18 protein-coding genes are annotated in these 19,675 nt (G+C 62.7%); 9 read left to right on the top strand and 9 right to left on the bottom strand.

The annotated features are described in order from the left end of the window. The first annotated feature begins 34 nt into the window (after positions 1 to 34). The 4 genes from ACQKRQ_RS32370 to ACQKRQ_RS32355 all read left to right on the top strand — a co-directional run bounded on the left by ACQKRQ_RS32370 (position 35) and on the right by ACQKRQ_RS32355 (position 4,655). A complete protein-coding gene (locus tag ACQKRQ_RS32370) occupies positions 35 to 580 on the top strand; it encodes a GlcG/HbpS family heme-binding protein (protein WP_132381642.1) in 546 nt (181 codons plus the stop codon). Between the two features lie 99 nt (positions 581 to 679). Continuing rightward, positions 680 to 1,450, top strand: a complete 771-nt coding sequence (locus ACQKRQ_RS32365; RefSeq protein WP_427481490.1) for a gluconate 2-dehydrogenase subunit 3 family protein — start codon at positions 680 to 682, stop codon at positions 1,448 to 1,450. 64 nt (positions 1,451 to 1,514) lie between these two features. After that, a complete protein-coding gene (locus tag ACQKRQ_RS32360) occupies positions 1,515 to 3,299 on the top strand; it encodes a GMC family oxidoreductase (protein ID WP_427481489.1) in 1,785 nt (594 codons plus the stop codon). Between the two features lie 9 nt (positions 3,300 to 3,308). Further along, on the top strand, positions 3,309 to 4,655 hold the full coding sequence (locus tag ACQKRQ_RS32355) for a c-type cytochrome (protein ID WP_427481488.1): 1,347 nt from the start codon (positions 3,309 to 3,311) through the stop codon (positions 4,653 to 4,655). Between the two features lie 105 nt (positions 4,656 to 4,760). Here the strand turns inward: ACQKRQ_RS32355 and ACQKRQ_RS32350 are convergent, their stop codons facing one another. The 5 genes from ACQKRQ_RS32350 to ACQKRQ_RS32330 form a co-directional block, all read right to left on the bottom strand. Continuing rightward, a complete protein-coding gene (locus ACQKRQ_RS32350; RefSeq protein ID WP_427481487.1) occupies positions 4,761 to 5,930 on the bottom strand; it encodes a porin in 1,170 nt (389 codons plus the stop codon). A gap of 181 nt (positions 5,931 to 6,111) precedes the next feature. Beyond that, positions 6,112 to 6,864: an SDR family NAD(P)-dependent oxidoreductase gene (locus ACQKRQ_RS32345; protein ID WP_427481486.1), complete on the bottom strand. Its 753-nt coding sequence runs from the start codon at positions 6,862 to 6,864 to the stop codon at positions 6,112 to 6,114. Continuing rightward, entirely contained in the window at positions 6,861 to 8,162 is a 1,302-nt protein-coding gene (locus ACQKRQ_RS32340) for an MFS transporter (RefSeq protein WP_408177722.1), read from the bottom strand. Before ACQKRQ_RS32340 ends, ACQKRQ_RS32345 begins: the two co-directional genes overlap by 4 nt. 117 nt (positions 8,163 to 8,279) lie before the next feature. Further along, the gene (locus ACQKRQ_RS32335) at positions 8,280 to 9,563 is read right to left on the bottom strand and encodes an MFS transporter (protein ID WP_132381628.1); all 1,284 of its coding nucleotides are present in this window, start codon (positions 9,561 to 9,563) and stop codon (positions 8,280 to 8,282) included. Positions 9,564 to 9,694: 131 nt separating this feature from the next. Further along, positions 9,695 to 11,056 carry an MmgE/PrpD family protein gene (locus ACQKRQ_RS32330; protein WP_427481485.1) on the bottom strand — a complete coding sequence of 454 codons (1,362 nt, stop codon included), beginning with the start codon at positions 11,054 to 11,056 and terminating at the stop codon, positions 9,695 to 9,697. A 193-nt stretch (positions 11,057 to 11,249) separates the two neighbouring features. Here ACQKRQ_RS32330 and ACQKRQ_RS32325 point away from each other — a divergent pair, with 193 nt between their 5' ends. Next, the gene (locus ACQKRQ_RS32325; RefSeq protein WP_408177719.1) at positions 11,250 to 11,999 is read left to right on the top strand and encodes an FCD domain-containing protein; all 750 of its coding nucleotides are present in this window, start codon (positions 11,250 to 11,252) and stop codon (positions 11,997 to 11,999) included. Between the two features lie 84 nt (positions 12,000 to 12,083). Further along, positions 12,084 to 13,469 (top strand): MmgE/PrpD family protein, encoded by a 1,386-nt coding sequence (locus ACQKRQ_RS32320; RefSeq protein ID WP_427481484.1) that lies wholly within the window; start codon positions 12,084 to 12,086, stop codon positions 13,467 to 13,469. A gap of 143 nt (positions 13,470 to 13,612) precedes the next feature. Here ACQKRQ_RS32320 and ACQKRQ_RS32315 read toward each other — a convergent pair whose 3' ends face one another. Next, complete coding sequence (locus ACQKRQ_RS32315) at positions 13,613 to 14,353, bottom strand: GntR family transcriptional regulator (RefSeq protein WP_132381620.1); 741 nt, start codon at positions 14,351 to 14,353, stop codon at positions 13,613 to 13,615. A gap of 333 nt (positions 14,354 to 14,686) precedes the next feature. Between ACQKRQ_RS32315 and ACQKRQ_RS32310 the strand changes: the two genes are divergently transcribed. Both ACQKRQ_RS32310 and ACQKRQ_RS32305 read left to right on the top strand, forming a co-directional pair. Further along, positions 14,687 to 15,118: a VOC family protein gene (locus ACQKRQ_RS32310; protein ID WP_132381618.1), complete on the top strand. Its 432-nt coding sequence runs from the start codon at positions 14,687 to 14,689 to the stop codon at positions 15,116 to 15,118. Positions 15,119 to 15,262: 144 nt separating this feature from the next. Beyond that, positions 15,263 to 16,576, top strand: coding sequence for an MFS transporter (locus tag ACQKRQ_RS32305; protein ID WP_132381616.1), 1,314 nt, complete (start codon positions 15,263 to 15,265; stop codon positions 16,574 to 16,576). A gap of 85 nt (positions 16,577 to 16,661) precedes the next feature. Here ACQKRQ_RS32305 and ACQKRQ_RS32300 read toward each other — a convergent pair whose 3' ends face one another. Continuing rightward, on the bottom strand, positions 16,662 to 17,000 hold the full coding sequence (locus ACQKRQ_RS32300) for a DUF190 domain-containing protein (protein WP_408290117.1): 339 nt from the start codon (positions 16,998 to 17,000) through the stop codon (positions 16,662 to 16,664). Between ACQKRQ_RS32300 and ACQKRQ_RS32295 the strand changes: the two genes are divergently transcribed. Further along, entirely contained in the window at positions 16,999 to 17,121 is a 123-nt protein-coding gene (locus ACQKRQ_RS32295; RefSeq protein WP_427481483.1) for a hypothetical protein, read from the top strand. The two genes, ACQKRQ_RS32300 and ACQKRQ_RS32295, sit on opposite strands and share 2 nt — an antisense overlap. Before the next feature lie 119 nt (positions 17,122 to 17,240). Here ACQKRQ_RS32295 and ACQKRQ_RS32290 read toward each other — a convergent pair whose 3' ends face one another. Continuing rightward, positions 17,241 to 18,452: a mechanosensitive ion channel family protein gene (locus tag ACQKRQ_RS32290; protein WP_427481482.1), complete on the bottom strand. Its 1,212-nt coding sequence runs from the start codon at positions 18,450 to 18,452 to the stop codon at positions 17,241 to 17,243. A gap of 165 nt (positions 18,453 to 18,617) precedes the next feature. Continuing rightward, positions 18,618 to 19,577 (bottom strand): GlxA family transcriptional regulator, encoded by a 960-nt coding sequence (locus ACQKRQ_RS32285; RefSeq protein WP_132381610.1) that lies wholly within the window; start codon positions 19,575 to 19,577, stop codon positions 18,618 to 18,620. Positions 19,578 to 19,675 lie beyond the last annotated feature (98 nt).

Here is a 19,675-nt window from a genome sequence, read left to right as displayed (position 1 = left end):
GACGCTTTTTATCGGCCACACAGGGGAATCCAATATGACCAGCAAGCGAATCATCCAAGCCTCGTTGTCCGCGCTGTTCTCGCTGTGCGCGGCACTGAGCGGCACGAACGCCATCGCGCAGACGCCCGCGTCGCAACCGTCGGCTGGTGGCCTGCCGGCGCACTCGCCGTTCGATATTCCATACGGCATGCCGATCAGCCTGCAGAACGCCAACCAGGCGCTCGAAGCCGCCGAAGCTGAAGCCGCGCGGCACGGCTGGCCCGAAGCCATTGCCGTGACCGATCCGAGCGGAGAACTCGTCGCGTTCGCCAAGATGGACAACACGCAGAACGCGTCGCCGAAAATCGCGCTGCGCAAAGCCGCGACCGCCGCGCGCTTTCGTCGCGATACGCGCACGTTCTATAACGCCTTCGAAACCGGCCACACCTATTCCGCGACGCTCGATCCTTCGTTGGCCGCTTCTCCCGGCGGCTATCCGCTCGTGATGGGCGGCAAGATCGTGGGCGCGATCGGATGCAGCGGCGGCAGCGGCGACCAGGATGCGGATATCTGCAAGGCAGGCGCGGACGCGTTGAAGTAAAGACGGGGGGCGCCGTTTCGCGGCGCTTACGCTGGTCGACCATCTTGCTCTCAAGCCAGATCGATCAGGATGCCTTTTTAATGCACGGAGAAGTTCATCATGGACGATAAACCCGCCGCCGCGTCAGCAGTGCCTCCCAAAGCATCATCGCGGCGCCGGTTCCTGATCAAAAGCGTCGCGGTGTTGCCGGTGGCGGGCGGCCTTGCTGCGTGTGATCGGCCCGGCGGCGTGACGGCATCGGCATCGGCGTCAACGTCAGCCACCGCTGGAACCGACGGTTCTAGCGCGAAACCGTACCAGCCGAAGTTCTTCAAGCCCGACGAGTGGAGCGTGCTGCAAGCCGCGATCGACCGCCTGATTCCCACCGATGCCGAAGGTCCGGGCGCGCTCGAACTCGACGTCGCGGCGTTCATCGACCGGCAGATGGAAGGCGCGTTCGGTCATGCGGCAGCGTGGTATATGCATGGCCCGTTTCATCCCGATGCCACGCCGCTCGCCGGCTATCAAAGTCCCATGACCCCTCGCGACCTATACCGTACCGGAATCGCGGCGCTCGACGCCTATTGCAAGGCGCACTTCGGCGGCAAGCCGTTTGTGCAATTGACGACCGCGCAACAGGACACGTTGCTGCATGGCATGGATAGCCGCAAGGTCAAATTCGAGCAAACCTCGGCCGGTCATTTCATCGCGTTGCTGTGGCAGAACACCAAAGAAGGCTATTTCTCCGATCCGATTCATGGCGGCAACAAGCACGCCGCGAGCTGGACCATGATCGGTTTTCCCGGCGCGCGCGCCGACTATCTCGACTGGGTCGCGCAACCCGGCAAAGTGTATCCGCTCGGAACCGTAACGATCGAAGGCAAGGCATAGCCGCCGCCTTCATCCAGCAACGCGCACAGCAGCATTAGATAAAACACACGCCAGGAGGAGACACATGGCGAACATCAGTAAACCCAAAGTGGACGCGGTGGTCGTCGGCATGGGCTGGTCGGGTTCGATCATGGCGATCGAACTGGCGGACGCCGGCCTCACCGTGGTCGGCCTGGAACGCGGCGAAAACCGCGATACGTATCCCGACTTCGCGTATCCGAAGGTCGCCGACGAACTGACCTACGTGCAGCGCTTCAAGCTGATGCAAAGCCTCGCGCACGAGACCGTCACGATCCGCCGCCAGGCGCAGGAAGTCGCGTTGCCGCTGCGCCAGTACGGCGCCTTTCTGTTCGGCGACGGCGTCGGCGGCTCGGGCGTGCACTGGAACGGCTTCACCTATCGTGCAACCGATGCCGAACTGAAACTGCGCAGCCACTACGAACAGCGCTACGGCAAGAGCTTCATACCCAACGACATGACGATTCAGGACTGGCCCGTCAGCGCCGCCGAACTCGAGCCGTTCTACGACCGCTTCGAATATGTCGCCGGCACTTCGGGCAGGGCGGGTAACGTCAACGGTCAGCCGATCAGTGGTGGCAATCCATTCGAAGCTTCGCGTTCACGCGATTACGCATTGCCGCCCTTGCCCACTGCGTATCCGTCGATGCTGTTCGAGCAGGCCGCGCGCGAAGTGGGCTTCCACCCGTATCCGACGCCTGCGTCGATTGCTTCCAAGGCGTACACGAACCCGTATGGCATGCAGCTAGGCCCGTGCAACTTCTGCGGCTATTGCGAACTGTTCGGCTGCTACATGTTTTCCAAAGCATCGCCGCAGACCTGCATTCTCCCGGCGCTTGCGAGAAAGCCGAACTTCGAATTGCGCGACCGCTCGGCGGTCGTCAAGGTCAATCTCGATGCGACCGGCAAGCGCGCGACGGGCGTCACCTATATCGACGCTCAAGGTCGTACCGTCGAGCAGCCCGCGGATATCGTCGCGCTGTGCGCGTACCAGATGCACAACGTGCGTCTGCTGTTGCTGTCGGGGATCGGCAAGCCATACGATCCCGCCACCGGCGAAGGCACTGTCGGCAAGAACTACGCGTACCAGAAGAACAGCAAGATTCAGGTCTTCTTCGACAAGGACGTGGCGATCAATCCGTTCATCGGTTCGGGAGCGGGCGGCGTCGTCTACGACGATTTCAATGCCGACAACTTCGATCACGGTCCGCTGAACTTCGTCGGTGGCGCGATTACCTTTGCGACCGTGACGGGCGGCCGCCCGATCGCGCAGGCACTGGTGCCGCCCGGCACGCCGAAGTGGGGCTCCGGCTGGAAAAAGGCCGTGAAGGACCACTATCTGCATTCGTTCGCCATCTCCACGCAAGGCTCGGTGATGTCGTACCGCGACAACTATCTCGACCTCGATCCGACTTACAAGGATGCATACGGCCTGCCGCTATTGCGCATGACGTTCGACTGGAAAGACAACGAAGGCCGCATGACCCAGTTCGTCAGCCACAAAGCCGCCGATGTCGCGCGCGCGATGAATCCGAAACCGCAATCGGTTGCGATCAACGCGGGCAAGCCGGGCGATCACTTCGACGTCGGGCCGTATCAGAGCACGCATACGACCGGTGGGGCGATCGCGGGCAACCGGCCGGACAACAGCGTGGTGAATAAATACCTTCAGTCGTGGGACGTTCCGAATGTGTTCGTGACCGGCGCCTGTTCGTTCCCGCAAAATCTCGGCATCAATCCAACCGGCACCATCGGCGCCATGACGTACTACGCGGCGAAGGCAATACGCGAGACGTATCTGAAGAATCCCGGCCCTCTGGTTCAGGCGTGAGCGACCGTCATGAAAATCACTTTCGATCGCTTGAGGCAGTACCTGATCCCCGTGTTTGCGCTGATGTGCAGTGGCGCGCCCGGCAGCGGTGCGAACGCGCAAACTTTGAATGCCACGCCCACGCCAGTAACCGTCGACGCGCAGCTAGCCAAAGGCGCTTATCTCGCGAAAGTCGGAGATTGTGCGGCGTGCCACACGGCGAACAAGGCGCAACCGTTCGCGGGCGGGCTGCCGCTCGCGACGCCCTTCGGCACGCTCTATTCGACCAACATCACACCGGACGCATCGACTGGCATCGGCGGCTATAGCTATGACGACTTCGCCAAGGCGTTGCGCCAAGGCATAGCCAAAGACGGTCATCGTCTGTATCCGGCAATGCCGTATCCGTCGTACGCGAAGATCGACGATAGCGATATGCATGCGCTCTATCGCTACTTCACGCAAGGCGTCAAACCCGTCGGGCAGCCGAATCGCGCGTCCGAACTGCGCTTTCCATTCAACGTTCGCACGCTGATGACAGTGTGGGATCGTTTGTATGCGCATGACCCACTGCCTTATCAAGCCGATCCGCACCAGAGTGTCGAATGGAATCGCGGCGCGTATCTGGTGCAAGGGCTCGCGCACTGCGGCGCATGTCACACGCCGCACGGCATGCTCGGGCAGGAGAGCGTACTCGACGACAAGGACAATACCGCGTTCCTGTCCGGCAATACGCTGGCTGGCTGGTATGCACCGAACCTGCGTGGTCACATGGCGCAAACATCGACCAGCGATAAGGTATGGAGCAAGGCCGATCTTGTCGCCTATCTACGCAGTGGGCGTATGCACGACGGCGCGGCATTCGGCCCGATGACGGAGGTCATCAACGACAGCACGCAATATCTGCACGACGAAGATTTGAACGCGATTGCAACTTATCTGACGTCGCCGTCATTGCAAACGGGCGCGACGCCGCCGGCCGCGCAGCAAAGCGGTCGCGCGGATCAGACGGCTGTCGCGCTCAGAGCCGGTCACATCGATTCGACCGGCGCGCATCTCTATCTGGACAATTGCGCAGCCTGTCACCGCACGGATGGCACCGGCGCGATGCCGGCCTTCCCTAGCCTCAGGGGCAATGCATCGGTGCTGAGCGGCGATCCGGCATCGCTGATTCATATCGTATTGAGCGGCTCGCATATGCCGTCCACCGCAGCCGCGCCGACGCCGCTTGCCATGCCCGACTTCGGCTGGCGTTTGACCGATCAGCAGATCGCGGATCTGTTGAGCTTTGTGCGAAGCAGTTGGGGAAATCGCGCAGCCGCTGTCACTGCTGGTGAAGTTGCCAAGGTTCGCGGCGTCGCGATCAGCGCGAAATAACCTGGCAGCGTTGACGTGAAGTGTTAGCGCGCGAGGCTTGAATGCATGAATGAAGCCCAGGGCATCGCTCGATGCCCTGGGCTTTGCGCATGTAAAACAGAGCTCTTAGAACTTGTGATGAATCGCGACGCGCGCCACGGCCTGATGATTATTCGACGAATCGCCGAGACTGCCGATATCCGCAACCGCCGCAGCGCCAGTGGAGCTCGTGCCGCTCGCGGTCTGGAAGGTGCCGAGGAGATAGACATCGGTACGCTTGGAGAGCACGTAGTCGAGCAGCAACGAGAACTGGTTGTACTTTTGGTCGCCGATGTCGCCCTTCACCGCGTTGCCCTTCGTATAGTTGTACTCGCCCGACAAGAACAGCGCCGGCGTGACGCGATAGAGCGCGTTCAACTCGTAGCTGTTGAACGTCGCGGTCGCGCCACCGAATGCGCCGATGTTCATGTACTTGGTATTCGAATACACCGCGCCAATCTTTGCTGGGCCGAAATCATATGAGCCGCCCGTGGTGATGATTTGCAGCGAGTTGGCAGGCTTCGTGCCGAGATAGCCCGAATTCAGCGAGTTGAACGTCGTGGGGCTAGCGTTGCTGTTCAGAATCGAGCCCAGCGCGGATGGATTCTTGAACAGTTCATAGGCGACCGCAATCCCGAACGGGCCGTGTCCATAATTCGCACCGAGGCTGTACCCGCTCGACTGCGAAATCTCGCCCGCTACGCCGCCCAGACTCACCGTGCCGCCGAACGTCAGGCCATTGAAATTGGGGCTCGCGTATTTGATCGTGTTGTTCGCGCGGAACGTGTGGTTGACGTTGTCGAGGTCGCCCGGATGTTCCGTCGTCGATCCGCCATACGCCGCGGCAAAGCCGTAGTTGCCGACATAGTCGTTGATGCTGTCGTACTGACGGCCCAACGTCACCGAGCCAAACGAACGGCTGGCGAGGCCCACGTAGGCTTGCCGGCCGAATGCGGTGCCGCCTTGTCCGAACGCGCCCGTGCTGACGTTGATGCCCGACTCCAGCACGAAGATCGCCCTCAGGCCGCCGCCCAGATCTTCCGCGCCGCGGATGCCCCAGCGACTGCCCTGCGTGCCCGCGTTGGAATCGACCGAAAATTGCCGGCCGCCCACGTTCTTGCCGTTCACCACGTTCTTCGCGTTGGTGTTGATCAACACGCCTTCGTCGACAATGCCGTACAGCGTGACCGAGCTCTGCGCGTGAACGGTTCCAGCAAAGGTCCCCAATATCGATAATGCAAAAAGCGACTTTCTCATTCTGTCATCTCCGCCAAGTCATAATTTATTTGTGCCTTAAACATTTCACTCTGTAATACTAACTAATTCGATGTCTTCACCGCATAAGCAATCCTCCTGCGAAACCCGCAATAGCGAGTCCGACTTGAAACTGGTCGGCAGCGGCGCGCAGATGTTGTCTGCCGCGCCGCCGCGGCTACGATCAGCCTAGAAAAGCGCCGCCGTTCGCATGAATCGCCTGGCCCGTGAGATAGCGTGCTGTCGGGCCGCACAGAAACTGCACGAGGCTTGCGACCTCGTCGGGCTGGCCGCGCCGGCCAAGTAAGGTAGTGCGCTCAGCGTGATGCGCGGGTTCGGTATTGCCCGCCGCGCCGCCGCGCACGGTCGCGATCAAGCCGGGCACCACGCAATTGACGGTGATGCCGTCCGGACCCAGATCGTGCGCCAGTGCGCGCGTCAAACCGACGAGGCCCGCTTTCGCGGCGATCACGTGCGCGCGCCCCGCCGAGCCCCCATGCGCGGACATGCCGCCGATATTGACGATCGCGCCGGCCTTCGATTGCCGCAAATGGGGCAACGCCGCGTGCGCGCACAGATACGCGCCGTCGAGAATCACCGACATCACCTCGCGCCAACGTGCGTAATCCAGCTCCGCGAACGGCACTTCGCGACGCACCGCGGCGTTGTTGACGAGAATGTCGATCTGCCCGAAATGGTGAATCGCCGCTTCCATCAGACTTTGCGCACCCGCCGGTTCGCTGACGTCGGCCAGATGCGCGGCCGCGCGGCCGCCCGCGGCCTCGATCGCGCGCACGACTTCGGCGGCCTCGGCGGCGGAACTGCGCGCGTTGACGAGCACCGCATTGCCCGCTGCCGCGAGTTGCAGTGCGATCTCGCGGCCGATATTGCGCGCCGCCCCGGTGACGACCGCGACGCCGTTGACTTCTCCTTTCATGAATGCACTCCCAGTGATTTCGTTGATAGCGTGGGTTGCGCGGTGGCTTGCAGCGGCCGGTCGGGACGAATCCAGAACGACAACGCAATGCCGACCAGCAACAGCGCAATGGACATCACGAACGGCAGACGATAGCTGCCCGTCATGTCGGTAATGAGGCCGAACGCGACCGGCGACACCACCGCCGCAAGACCGGCCGCCGTGCTGATGAAGCCGCTAGCGACACCCGCAAAGGCCGGCGCGACATCCATCGGCACGGCCCAGATCGGGCCTTCGGTCGATTCAAGGCAGAACAGTGCCGCGGCCAGACACAGCGCGATCAAGGTCCGGTCCCGCACGAACAGCACGCACGAGAGAAACAGCAGCGAGCCCGCGAAACCGATGATGATCACGTTGCGCCGCGCCGTATTCAGATTGCCGGTGCGTCGATAAATCGCGTCGGTCAGCAGGCCGCCCGCCGTATCGCCGACCACGCCGGCGAGAAACACGCCCGACGTAAACAGCGCCGTGCTCTTCAAGTCGATGCCGTACACGCCGACGAAGAAACTCGGCAGCCAGCTCAGATACAGCCACAGCGTCCACGCGTGGCAGAAGAACACCAGCGTGACCGGCATGATGCGCCGGATCAGCGGCCACCACGGCACCGCCGTGCGATGGCGCGGGCCGGCATACGGCGGCAACGTATCGACTTCGGCGGCGGTGATCGACGGATGCGTGCGCGGATCGTCGCGGAAATACAGCGCCCATACGACCACCCAGATCGCGCTGACGCAGCCCAGCGCGACAAACGCGCCTCGCCAGCCGAGCAGCGGAATCATCAGCACGAGCAACGGCGGCGTGACGGTGGCCGCGAGGCGCGCGGCCGAGTGCGTGAAGCCCTGTGCGAAGCCACGTTTGACCAGCGGAACCCAGTTGGCCATCGCGCGCGTGGCGTTCGGAATCGTGCCGGCTTCGCCGAGACCGACCAGTGCGCGCGAGAGCACCAGCGTCGCGAGGCCGCCGGTCACACCGGTCGCGAGCGTGCCGAGCGTCCATAGGATGCCCGAGAACGCCAGCATCCGGCGAGGTCCGATCTTGTCGCCCAGATAACCGTTGATGACCTGGAAGATCGCATAGCAATAGCCGAACGCCGAGAGTGCAATGCCGAGCTGCGTGTTCGACAGATGCATCTCCGACTTCAGCAGCGGCGCCGCGATGGAAAGATTGACCCGGTCGACGTATTCGATGAAATACATCGCGCAGATGAGCATGAACACTCTGCCTGTGGTGCCGGTAAACATGCCTGCTTTCGCTTTCATCTTGAACCGCCCTGCCCGTGACCGCGACTGTGACCGTGATGCATGGTTTGCTCCTTCAGTTTCGATTGCCGCCGACGCCCTGCGGCGCGCGACGCACATCATTCGGAATACGTTTGATCATCTCTGCAGTGCCCGATGCGCGGTTTCCGGCGCCCACTTCACGCAGAACAGACCGACCAGATAGATCAGCGAGACTGCCGTGATCGCGAGCGGATAGGAACCGAACATCGCCGCGAGCGCGCCGACAATCGACGGCCCCGCCGCCCCAAGCACGCGGCCGAAGCTGAAGGCGAATCCGGAACCGAGCGCGCGCTGCATCGTCGGAAACATTTCGGGCAGCCAAATCGTGAACAGCGAAAACACGCCGCTCGTGAAGAAGCCGAGCAGCGGCAGCGTGATCAGGAATAGCGGCAGACTTTTCAGCAACACCACAATGCCGAAGTACGACGTGACATTGCAGATCAGGGCGCCGGAGAAGAACACGCTGGCGACCGATTTGCGGCGCGGAATCCAGCGCACGATCCACGGCATCGCGACGCATCCCGCGAGCGTACCGACGCTCAGGATCAGGCCGCTCAGCGAGCCGAGATACTGCGCATCGGCAACGGATGCGCCGCCCGCGCGCTGCCAGGTAATCACGAGCGTCGGAATCCAGAATGTGGACGACCACAGCCCGAAGATCAGGCACGTCATCATCAATGCTGCGGACCAGGTGGTGCGCGCCATGCCGGAAGCGAACAGATCGCTGACGCGCGCACGCGGCCCCTGTGCGCGCCGCTGCTCTTGCCAACGGCGCGACTCCGGCACGCCGAGGCGCAGCCAGATCGTCAGCAACGCGGGTGCGCTGCCGATCAGAAACAGAACGCGCCAGCCGCCCAGCGGCAGAATCACCAGCGCGGCGGCGGACGCCAACAGAAAACCGATCGGCGTGCCGGTATGCAGCCATCCCGATAGGCGTTCACGCAAATGCTCCGGCACCGACTCCTGCAACAACGGCGCTCCCGCGGCCCACTCGCCGCCGATGCCGAAGCCCGTCAGAAAACGGAAGATCGCGAACGACACGATGCCCGGCGCGAGCCCGCAGGCGCCGGTAAAAATCGAATAGATGAGAATGGTCGCGCACATGGTCGGCACGCGGCCGAAGCGATCCGCGCACCAGCCCCAGAACATCGAGCAGGCCCAGCCGAGCATGAAGAGGCTGAACATCAACCCGCCGAGCCGCGCGATATGCGCGTGATCGGCCACGAAGCCGCTTTTCGGCAGCAACTCGGTCAAGGCGGGCACGATCACGTAGATGTAGATGGCGTTGTCGAAGCCGTCCAGCATCCAGCCCGCCCATGTGGCGATAAAGACGCGATACGGACGCGCTACTGCGACTGCCACACCGACGGAACTCGACATCTCGTCTCCTGAATCCACGGTCCGCCGCGTTTTTGGGTATCGCGGCTTGTGTTATGTCGACAATGTTATCGATGACGCGCGTCCATGCTTGCACGAGGCGCACCTCATCGGTACTGCACGTGAGCGCCGTTTTACGACGTCTTCTCGACCGGACGCGCCAGCTCCGCCAGCGTTGCGATGTTGTCCAGCGACTCCATCTGCCATCCCGCTTCCAGCAGCTTCGCGGCGTGCGCGCCGCCCAGAATCGGTTCGACCAGATCGGTAAACTTGGCGGCCAGCTCGGCATTGCTCATCGGCCGATCGATGCTGCCGATGGCGTGCTCCACATGTTTCTCGAGCCGCTCGCCATTGGTCAGCGTGACCGTGATGTGAACGGCGTCGGCCGGCATCGTGGGATCGATCTCGGCGGTGACCTTGTCGCGCAGCCGCACTGTCGTGGCGTCATGAACGGCCGCGTCGCTGTACTGATGCTCGCCGGCGCGACCGTCGATGATCGCCACCGCCGCGGAGTGATAGACGCTGAACTTGCCGTCGAGCCCGGTCTGCGGCGTGCGTTTGCCGGTCAGTTCGAGGACCAGCGGATGCACCTTCAACTGCACCGACGCAATCGCGTCCGCCTTCAACCCATGTTCGTTGCGCAACTGGATACAGCCGTCAATTGCCGGATGGATCACGATGCCGCACGCAAACGGCTTATACGAGTTCAGCAGACTTTCATGACGTTCGCCGAGCCCGTCCGTGATTTCCGCGTAGTTGCGATGCGTGCTCGTCACGTTCGCCCAGCCGCGTTTTGCTTCGATGCCCTGCTGCGAACTCGTGTAGCCGCGCGCCGCCAGCAACGCCGACACGAGGCCGTTCTGCGCCGCGCGTCCCGGATGGAAGCTCTTGGTCATCGTGCCGAACATCTCACGCAGGCCGACCGGCTGCGTCGCCGCGAGACCGAGCGCCCAGATCATCTGCTGTTCGTCGAGCCCGAGCAGCTTGCCCGCCGCGGCGGCCGCGCCGAACACACCCGCCGTGCCCGTAATGTGCCAGCCGATGTCGTAGTGGTTCGGGTAGACCGCATTGCCGATCCGGCATTCGGTTTCGATGCCGAGCGTCAGCGCGAGAATGAACTCCTTGCCGCTGACCGGCCGATACTCGGCCAGCGCAAGAATCGCCGACGCCACCGGGCCCGCCGGATGGATCACGGTCTTCAGATGCGTGTCGTCGAAGTCGAACACGTGCGAGCTGATGCCGTTGAAGAGCGCGGCGCTCAGCACGTCGACCTTCTCCGTGCGGCCGAGCACCGTCGCCTGCGCCGGGCCGCCGAACGGTGCGAGCGCCGCCATCGCGATCTCGACCGCTTCATGCCGCGACGCGCCGACCGCACAGCCCATCCAGTTGACGAAAGTACGCACCGCATGGTCGCGCACGGCTTGCGGCAGGCTGTCGGCACGCGCGTTGACGAGGTAGCGCGCGAGAGTTTGGGTGACGCGATCGGCTTGGGTCATCGGATCGTAAAGGATAGTGAGGCCGTGAACAGGGAATCGCCAGGGTACGAGATCGCATTGTACATATTGTCGACAATACGCAAATCATGGCAAATTCTAGTTGCGCGCCTGCGTTGTGGATAGTATGTTGTCGACAATCTTCAAGACGCAATGTGCGTTGTACACTGCCAGCTTTCCCAAAACAGGTCTGTCTATGCCCCGCCCCACCACTTCGCTCGAGTTGCTTCGCTCCGTCACGCTGTCCGGTCTCGTGCAAGAGGAAATTCTCCGTCGCATCAAGACGGGTGAGCTCGAGGCCGGCATGAAACTCAATGAGATGGATCTCGCCGACCATCTGAAGATCAGCCGCAGTCCGGTGCGCGAAGCGTTTCGCGCGCTCGAGGAAGCGGGTCTCGTGTGGCTCGAAAAGAATCGCGGCGTCTACATCCGCGAGATTTCCGACGACGAAGCCGCCGAACTCTATGAAGTGCGCGCCGGCCTCGACGAGATGGCCGGTCGCCGGCTCGCATCGAAGATCACCGACACGCAGTTGCAGGAACTGCACGCAATGCTCGATCAGCTCGAAGCCAGTTCGATCCACGGCGAGCTGAACAATTACTTCACGCTGAATATCGCCTTTCACGACCGGCTGGTCGAACTGTCGGGCAACGCGACGATGCTCGGTCTGTACCGGCAAACGATCAACCGTATGCACCTGCTGCGCCGGCGCGGTTTTTCGATTGCGGGCAGCTCGCAGGCGTCGCACACCGAACATCGCCTGATTCTCGACGCGCTCGCGAGCCGCGATCCCGAAGCCGTCGCGACGGCGATGCGCCAGCACGTGCAGGCGGGCTTCCAGCGCGCGATCGCCGCGCATAGCGCGGAAGACGCAGCCCCCGCAGCCGCGGCAGGTGACGCCGCCGGCAAGACGGCGCGAGCCACCGTCGCCGAAGGTCCGCACTAAGCCTCAGCGCGCGCCCGAAACGCCCGGCACGCGCGCAACACGGCGGCGCACGCATTTCATTACCGACTCGGAGTGGTCACCCGTATGAGCGTTGAAAAACCAGAAGGACACGGAATCGTTGGCGAAAAACTCGGCGCCTGGATTGCGGACGTGCACGCGTCGGCACTGCCTGCACAGACCGTCGAAATCGCCCGTCTGTTGCTGCTCGATGTGACGGGTCTGTGCATCGCCGGGCGCGACGAATCGTATATCCGCGCGACGCTGCAAGCCACCGACGCAGGCGGCGCCTGCACAGCGCTCGGCCACGCAGGCAGCTTCAGTGCATTCGACGCGGCGCTGATCAACGGCACCGCCGCGCACGGCGAAGATTACGACGATACATTCGAGGGCGGTCCGGTGCACTCGGGCGCAGTGGTCGTGCCCGCGGTGCTGGCAGCGTGCGAACGTGAAGGTCTTGGTGGCGAAGCGTTGCTGCGTGGCATCGCGGTCGGCACGGAGTTGATGTGCCGCTTGAGTCTCGTCGCGCCGCGCGCTATTCATACGGCAGGCTTTCATCCGACAGCCGTGATCGGTGCACTCGCGGCAGCGGGCGGCGTCGCAAGTGCGTTACGCCTGAATCCGCAGCAGGCCACCTCGGCGCTCGGTATCGCGGGCAGCATGGCGGCGGGGATCATCGAGTATCTGGCCGAAGGCACCTCGACCAAGCGGATGCACGCCGGATGGGCCGCGCAGTCGGGCATTCGCGCGGCGCTGATGGCGCGCGGCGGCTTCGACGGCCCGCGTACGGTACTCGAAGGCAAGCACGGTTTCTTCAAGGCGTTCGCACCGTCGCGCGCGCCGGATTTCTCGCCGGTGCTCGAGACGCTCGGCAAGTCGTGGATCATGGAGACGATCGCGTTCAAGCCCTATGCGTGCGGCACGATGACCCAACCGTATATCGATTGTGCGATCGCCCTCGCGGAGCGCGGCGTGCAGGCGGATCAGATTCGCGACATCGTGTGTGAAGTGGGCGAAGGCACGGTGCATCGGCTGTGGGAAGACCTCGCGGTCAAGCATCGGCCGCCGACCGCTTACGCCGCCAAGTTCAGCACACCGTTCTGCATGGCGGTGGGTTTCTTCGATCGCAAGGCGGGCTTCAGCCAGTTCACCGAAGCGCGCATTCACGATCCGGCGGTGCTCGCGCTGGCCGGCAAGATCCGCTATGTGATCGATCCGGACAACGAGTACCCGAGCAATTTCACCGGCCATCTGCGCGCGACGCTCAACGACGGTACCTTTCAGGAAGTGCGCCAGCCGCATATGCGCGGCGGCGCGCGTGAGCCGCTGTCGCGCGCCGAACTCGCGGCCAAATTCACCGACAACGCGCAGCACGGCGGCTGGAGCATCGCACTCGCCGACGAGGCGCGCGTGTGGTGCGAGACGGTATTCAATGAGCCGGCGCTCGGCGCGATCGCGCAGTTCCGGCAATAGACTGATCGATGCGAACGACGTCCTGATTTATGGGCGTCGTTCGTTGATGACGTGCCGCGTTTTTCAGGCGCGCGGTGGACGCGGTTGCCGCTTCCGAGCAGTTGCTCAGGCGCACCGCCCTCTCCGCCGTCGATGCACACCGCTCAATCCTGCAAGCCGCGCACGTTCCGATACGAACAACGGCTCGAATCGACATAGCGCACGCGAAATTCGACCGGCTGGTCCTTGAACGTGTAAGCCGTGCGCTCGATGCGCAACACCGGCGCACCGACTTCGATATTCAGCGCGCGCGCCACCTCTTCGTCGGCAATTGCGCCGCCCAGATCTTCCACCACGCGCACCACCGAAATCCCGAAGTGCTCCTGGTAAAAGCCATAGATGGAACCGCGCCGTGCTTCGAAAATGCCGGGTTCGAGATCCGGGAACACGTCGAGCGGAAACCACAAACGATCCAGCATGACAGGCACGTCGTCATGCAACCGAAGATTGTCGGCGGTGGCAAGCCGTGCGCCGCGAGCGAGCTTGAGCGTCGCGGCAAGCGCCGGGCTCGCGCGCTCCTTGCCGAAGCGCAGCAGGCGCGCGGTGACCTTCATTAATTCGCCGTCTGTATCGACGAAGCTGAAGTAGTGGTCGAACGCATGTTCGTCGGCGAACTTCGCGACAATCGTGCCACGCCCTGCCCGGCGAATCAGCAGGCGCTCGGCCACCAGTTCTTCGACCGCGCGGCGGATCGTGCCGATGCCGACGCCGAATTCCTCGGCCAGTTGCGGCTCCGTCGGGATCTTGTCGCCGGCCGTCCATTGGCCGGTACGAAGGCGCTCGAGAATGCGGGCGCGGACGATTTCATAGAGCGGTTGCTCTCCCGGAGTACGAAGTCCTGGCATTCAGGTCAGTGTCAGAGTGAAGAAAAGGAATCGGAAAATGCCGCCCGTTCCGCGCTGAGATGGCCGCGAGACGCACACATTTCATGCGCTGCCTCCGGTCCGATTCGCGGCCTGCACGGCGAATTCCGGAAGGATACAGGATCGACACCCGCGTGCGTGACCGTGATCGGCGCCATGCCGCTACCGAGCCCGATAACCGGAGACAATCGGCATCGACCCGAACCTATCCATTAATTCGAATCATTCGAATGATTCGATTGACTGAGGCGACATGTCGTCTTAGACTGATCTTCATCGCGCAACCACGCGCGCTTACATCAGAGGAGATGACCCATGCCGAATTTCATCAAGCACATTGCATTCAAGGTTGAAGACGTCGAGAAGGAACGCGCGTTCTATGAGAACGTGTTCGGCTACAAGCACGTGAACACGGTGCGTCGCAAGGGCAAGAACGGCGATCACATTTCGCATCACCTGACCGACGGTTACATGGACCTGACGCTGATTCACTATGAGAAGTCGGACTCCGATGAAGCCGATTTCGCCGGCCCGGCGCCGTGCATTCACCACATCGGCATGGAAGTGGAAGACCTCGACGCATTCATCGCGCAGATCAAGGAAAACGGCGGCGAGATCCTGACGGCGCCGGGTCATCTGCCGGTCAAGTTCCGTTCGCCGAACGGTCCGGTCGCCGAAGTCGTGCCGATGCAACGCTGGGAAAAGCAGACGCTCGCCGCCGGCGTACACGGCGAAGTACTCGAATAAGTAGGTTCAAGTTCGCGTTTCAGTTCGCATCACACCAATTCATAGCGAACTGTTCGACGTACGGCGACGTGGGGCGATTCCCGCGGCGCCGCGACACGAGACGCAACGGCACGTGCCGTTGCGTGGTCGCAAGGAGGAGACACGATGGAATCGATCCGCCGCCGCAACCGCTTTTCCGCGACGACAGGCGTACTGATTGTCCTGTGCATCATGTCGTTCCTGATGTATGTGGACCGCACCAATATTTCGACCGCGGCTCTCGCGATCCGTCGCGATCTGCATCTGAGCAACTCGCAGCTTGGCATCGTGTTCTCCGCCTTTGCGCTGACCTACGCGCTCGCGATGATTCCAGGCGGCTTTATCGGCGACCGTCTCGGCGCCCGCAAGATGCTCGCGGTATGCGGCGTGCTGTGGGGGCTCGGCACACTCCTCACCGGCTTTGCCGGCGGGCTGGGGACGTTGCTGCTCGCGCGCTTCGTCGTCGGGTTGGGTGAAAGCCCGATCGTGCCGGCATCGGCCCGCGCGCTGACTGCATGGATGGAACCCGAGCGGCGCGGCTTTTCACAAGGCATCACGCATGCCTGCGCGCGGCTCGGCAACGCCTCGACGCCGATTCTCGTCGCCGGCCTGATCACCGCGTTTTCGTGGCACATCGCGTTTATCGTGCTCGGTGCGGCGAGTCTGGCGTGGGTCGTACTGTGGGTCTGGTATTACCGCGACAATCCCGCCGATCATCCGGGTATCACGCCCCAGGACATTGCGCGACTCCCCGCGAAACTCGGCAAGACACGCGTGCCGATGCGCTGGCCGCCGCTGCTGCGCGCACTGTGGCCGGCTACCGTCGTGAGCTTCTGTCACGGCTGGATTCTGTGGTTCTTTCTGAACTGGATGCCGTCGTTCTTCGCGCAGGCGTATCACCTGAATATCCGGCATTCGGCCATCTTCAGCTCGGGGATTTTCTTGAGCGGTGTGGTCGGCACCACGCTCGGTGGTTCACTCAGCGATCTGATGCTCAAGAAGACCGGCAACATTCGCCGCTCACGTCAAACGCTGATTACCATTGGTTTTCTCGCGCCGATCGTGTTCTTCGTGCCGATGTTCCTGCACACGTCGTCGACACTCGCCGCCCTCTCGCTGGCTGCCGCGCTGTTTCTATCCGAACTGGTGACCGCGCCGCTGTGGGCCGTCGCAATGGATCTCGCGCCCAATCACGCGGCGACTTCGAGCAGCATCATGAACACGGGGCTCGGCATTGCGGCATCGGTATCGCCGCCGCTCGTCGGCTGGCTGGTCGATACGATGCATTCATGGCAGCCGGTGTTTGCACTGTCGATGTTCTTTCTCGTGCTTGGGCCGATTGCCGCGCACTGGATTCGCCCCGATCGCCCGTATCTCGGCGAGCCGGAAGCAAAGACGAACGAAGCCGGCGGCTTTGCGGCGCCGATGGACGCTTATTGAACGCGCCGCCCGGCGATGCACGTCGGGTCGGCAACGAGAGTTGGGCGCGTCGAACCTCGCGGAGTTTGCGCACGCAATCGTATTGCTAAGACTTCGCAGTGCTCCCGTTGTCGTTCCCGATGACCCCGAACTCGACAGGCGTCTTGACGTAGAACAGATGCACACCATCGGCGCGCAGCCGGTCGAATAATCGATCGGCTTCGTCGCTCGTCATCGCCATCACGACGGACAAAGGCTGGTCCGCCAACTCGAAGAAGTGCGCCGAGTGAATGCGGTGATGCTGGCCGACGCCTTCGCAGCCCGGTATCACGGTCGCACCGCGCAGACCGAGTTCCCCCGCAAGATGGACGAGCCAATCGGCCAGCGGCTTGCCGTGATGGCGGCGATCCTGTTGGGTGAAGAAGGTGACCTGATAGCCGTTCATGTCGGTGTCTCCTGTCCGCGCCGGATCGCCGTTGATTATTCTTGTCAGTGAAGAGGCGCGGCAATACCTGCGTCGCCTGTTCGGCGCAGTCGTTGGCATCATCAGCCAAGGTATGGAATAAGTGTAGATGCCGGGCTGAACTAGTGCCAGCCCGAGGCGGCTTTCCTCAAGCCGACATTCCCGTGGTCCGGCCGCGGGTTGGAACGCCCCGAGACGCTATGCCCGCGATTGCACCCGCCGCTAAGGTTGCCGCGCTGACTGGCATTGCTGTTGCCAGCAGCGCAAGCCGAACAGCGGCACGAGCCCATAAGCATGGTCCAGCATGTCCGACTGCAGGTTTTCGTACGGCTCCCAGTTGGTTTCGTCGAGGTAGAGAAAGATCTCCAGCGCGACGACGGGCTGACTTGATTGCACCTGGCGAATCACGACAGGCATGTCGCGGCGGACGGCCGGATGGTCGCGAAAATGCGCGGTCAGATAGAGACGGTACAGGCCGAGGTTCGTGCGCCGTGCGTCGTCGGGCGCAAATGCCGCGAGCGGCGGGTCGATATCGCTGTGCAGCCGGGCGAGCAGCGCTTCGTCGGGAAAGCGGACCGTGTCGGCGTCGAAATGAATCGAATGCTTGACGCGCCTGCCGCCCGACTCCGTCATGCCACGCCAGTTCTTCACGCCGTTTGTCAGGAGGACGTAGCTCGGCAGCATGACGATCGAGTTGTCGAAGTTCTGCACCTTGATCGTGTTCAGCGCGATGTCGATCACCGTGCCGTCGGCGACGTAGCCGGGCACCTCGATCCAGTCGCCCACTCGCAGCATGTCGTAGGCGGCGAGCTGGATGCTCGCCACGAAGCCGAGCAGCGAATCGCGGAAGATGATGATGAGCAGCGCCGTCATCGCGCTGAGGCCAGTGAGGAAGTAGGCGGGCGAACGCTCCAGCAACACGGAAATCACAGCGATCAGCGCGATCACGTAGAGCACGATGGTGGCGATCTGCAGGAAGCTTTTGATCGGCCGCTCGCTCGAGGATGGGAAGTGGCTGTAGCGCTCGCTGACACTGTCGAGGAACGCGAGCGCGGCGCGCAGCAGCGTGTACACCATGTAGCAGGCCGCCAGCACCGACAGCGGATGCCCGAGCGCCGCGATCATCGGGAACGTGATGCCTGAAAGCAGCGGGCCTGCCGCGTAGACGATCGCGGCAGGCACGAGCGGCGCGAGCCGGTGGAAGACCTTGTGACGCTCGGCGGCTCGCAGCCACTTGTGCCGCTCCTGGCGCGCGAGGCGGCCGACGATCAACAGCATGATCGAGCGCGTCAGGTAGTAGCAGACCGCGCTCGCCAGCAGAATCGCGAGCAGCAGCGCTATGACGAGCAGTACTGCGACGAATTCGCTGTCGGTATAGACGTGGAAGTGGTGCCAGTCCGGTCCGCCTTCGATACGCAGCATCTTGTCGAACATAGACTCTCCCATTTCCGGCGAACCTGTTTCGCCGGGCAGATCTGGTCTGGCTGTTTGAGCGGCGCGCTGTGACGGCGAGCGTGGCGCACGATGCTGCCGGCGTCGCTACTGTGCGAACTCGGCCCGGACCGGACGGCAGGCGCATCGCACGACGGCTATTGTGACTCAAGATCCCCGCAACTCACGCACTCCCTTACCCAACCGCCGCCGCAGCAACGTTCGCAAAGTGTGACCGTCCGCATACCCGACTTGTTCAGCAATGCGATCGACCGTGAGCTTGGTCGTCTTGAGCAATTGAACGGCACGCTCGATCCGCAGATCCTGTATGTACTCGACAGGCGTTTTACCGAGTACTGCGTTCAGACGTCGAGTCAACGTCCGCGTGCTGGTCGCCAATGCATCGGCGACGGCGTCGAGCGAGATTGCCGTGTCGAGACGCTCGCGCACCCAACGGTCGAAACGCTCGACGAGCGGGTCCGAATGGGAAAGGTGATCGGAGATCGCATACGCCGACTGCGACAGCCGCGAATCGAAGACGAGGTAACGGGCTACGAGCGCCGCAAGCTCAGGACTGTTGTTGCGAATCAACCAGAGCGCAAGGTCGACGTGGCTCAGGGCCGCCCCCGCCGTCAGCGCGCCGCCGCTGGAAACGACGATCCGATGTGCATCCAGATGCACGTGCGGATAACGCTGCCGGAATAACGGTGAGAGCCACCAGGTGGTCGTGGCTTCGCCACCGTCGAGCAAGCCGCTTTCAGCCAGCACGAACGTGCCCGTACAGGCGGCCGCAACGCGGGCGCCGCCGCTGCGCCACGCACGCAAGGCACTCGACGCATCGATCACATCATCGCGGCCGAGCAAAGGCACAAGCGCATCGGCTGTTATGCGGTTGAGCGCCGGCAAGACGACCCAATCCGGCGCGGGAGCGTCGGACATATCGCAAACGGGTACCTGCATCCCGAGCGCGGTACGCACCTCGGGCCGCAGCCCCACCACGGTAATGTCGAAGCCCGGCGTGGTCATGCCTGTCGCTTGCGCAAGGCCGTTGGCCATCGTCAGGCTATCGAGCACAGTGGTGAGACCCGTGTCGAACACGCCCTCGAGCGCAAGGACAAAAATTCGCATGGCAGAATTGGTACCAAAATTGTCGATTGGGACAGTATTCCCCTGCGCACTCTGTTTGTACAGTGTCACTCACCGCATGAACCCATCACGCGGACACT

Source organism: Paraburkholderia sp. NPDC080076 (assembly GCF_050281145.1).
Lineage (GTDB): Bacteria > Pseudomonadota > Gammaproteobacteria > Burkholderiales > Burkholderiaceae > Paraburkholderia.
Note: the sequence above shows the minus strand (reverse complement) of the source record. Positions and strands in the feature narration are given on the sequence as shown.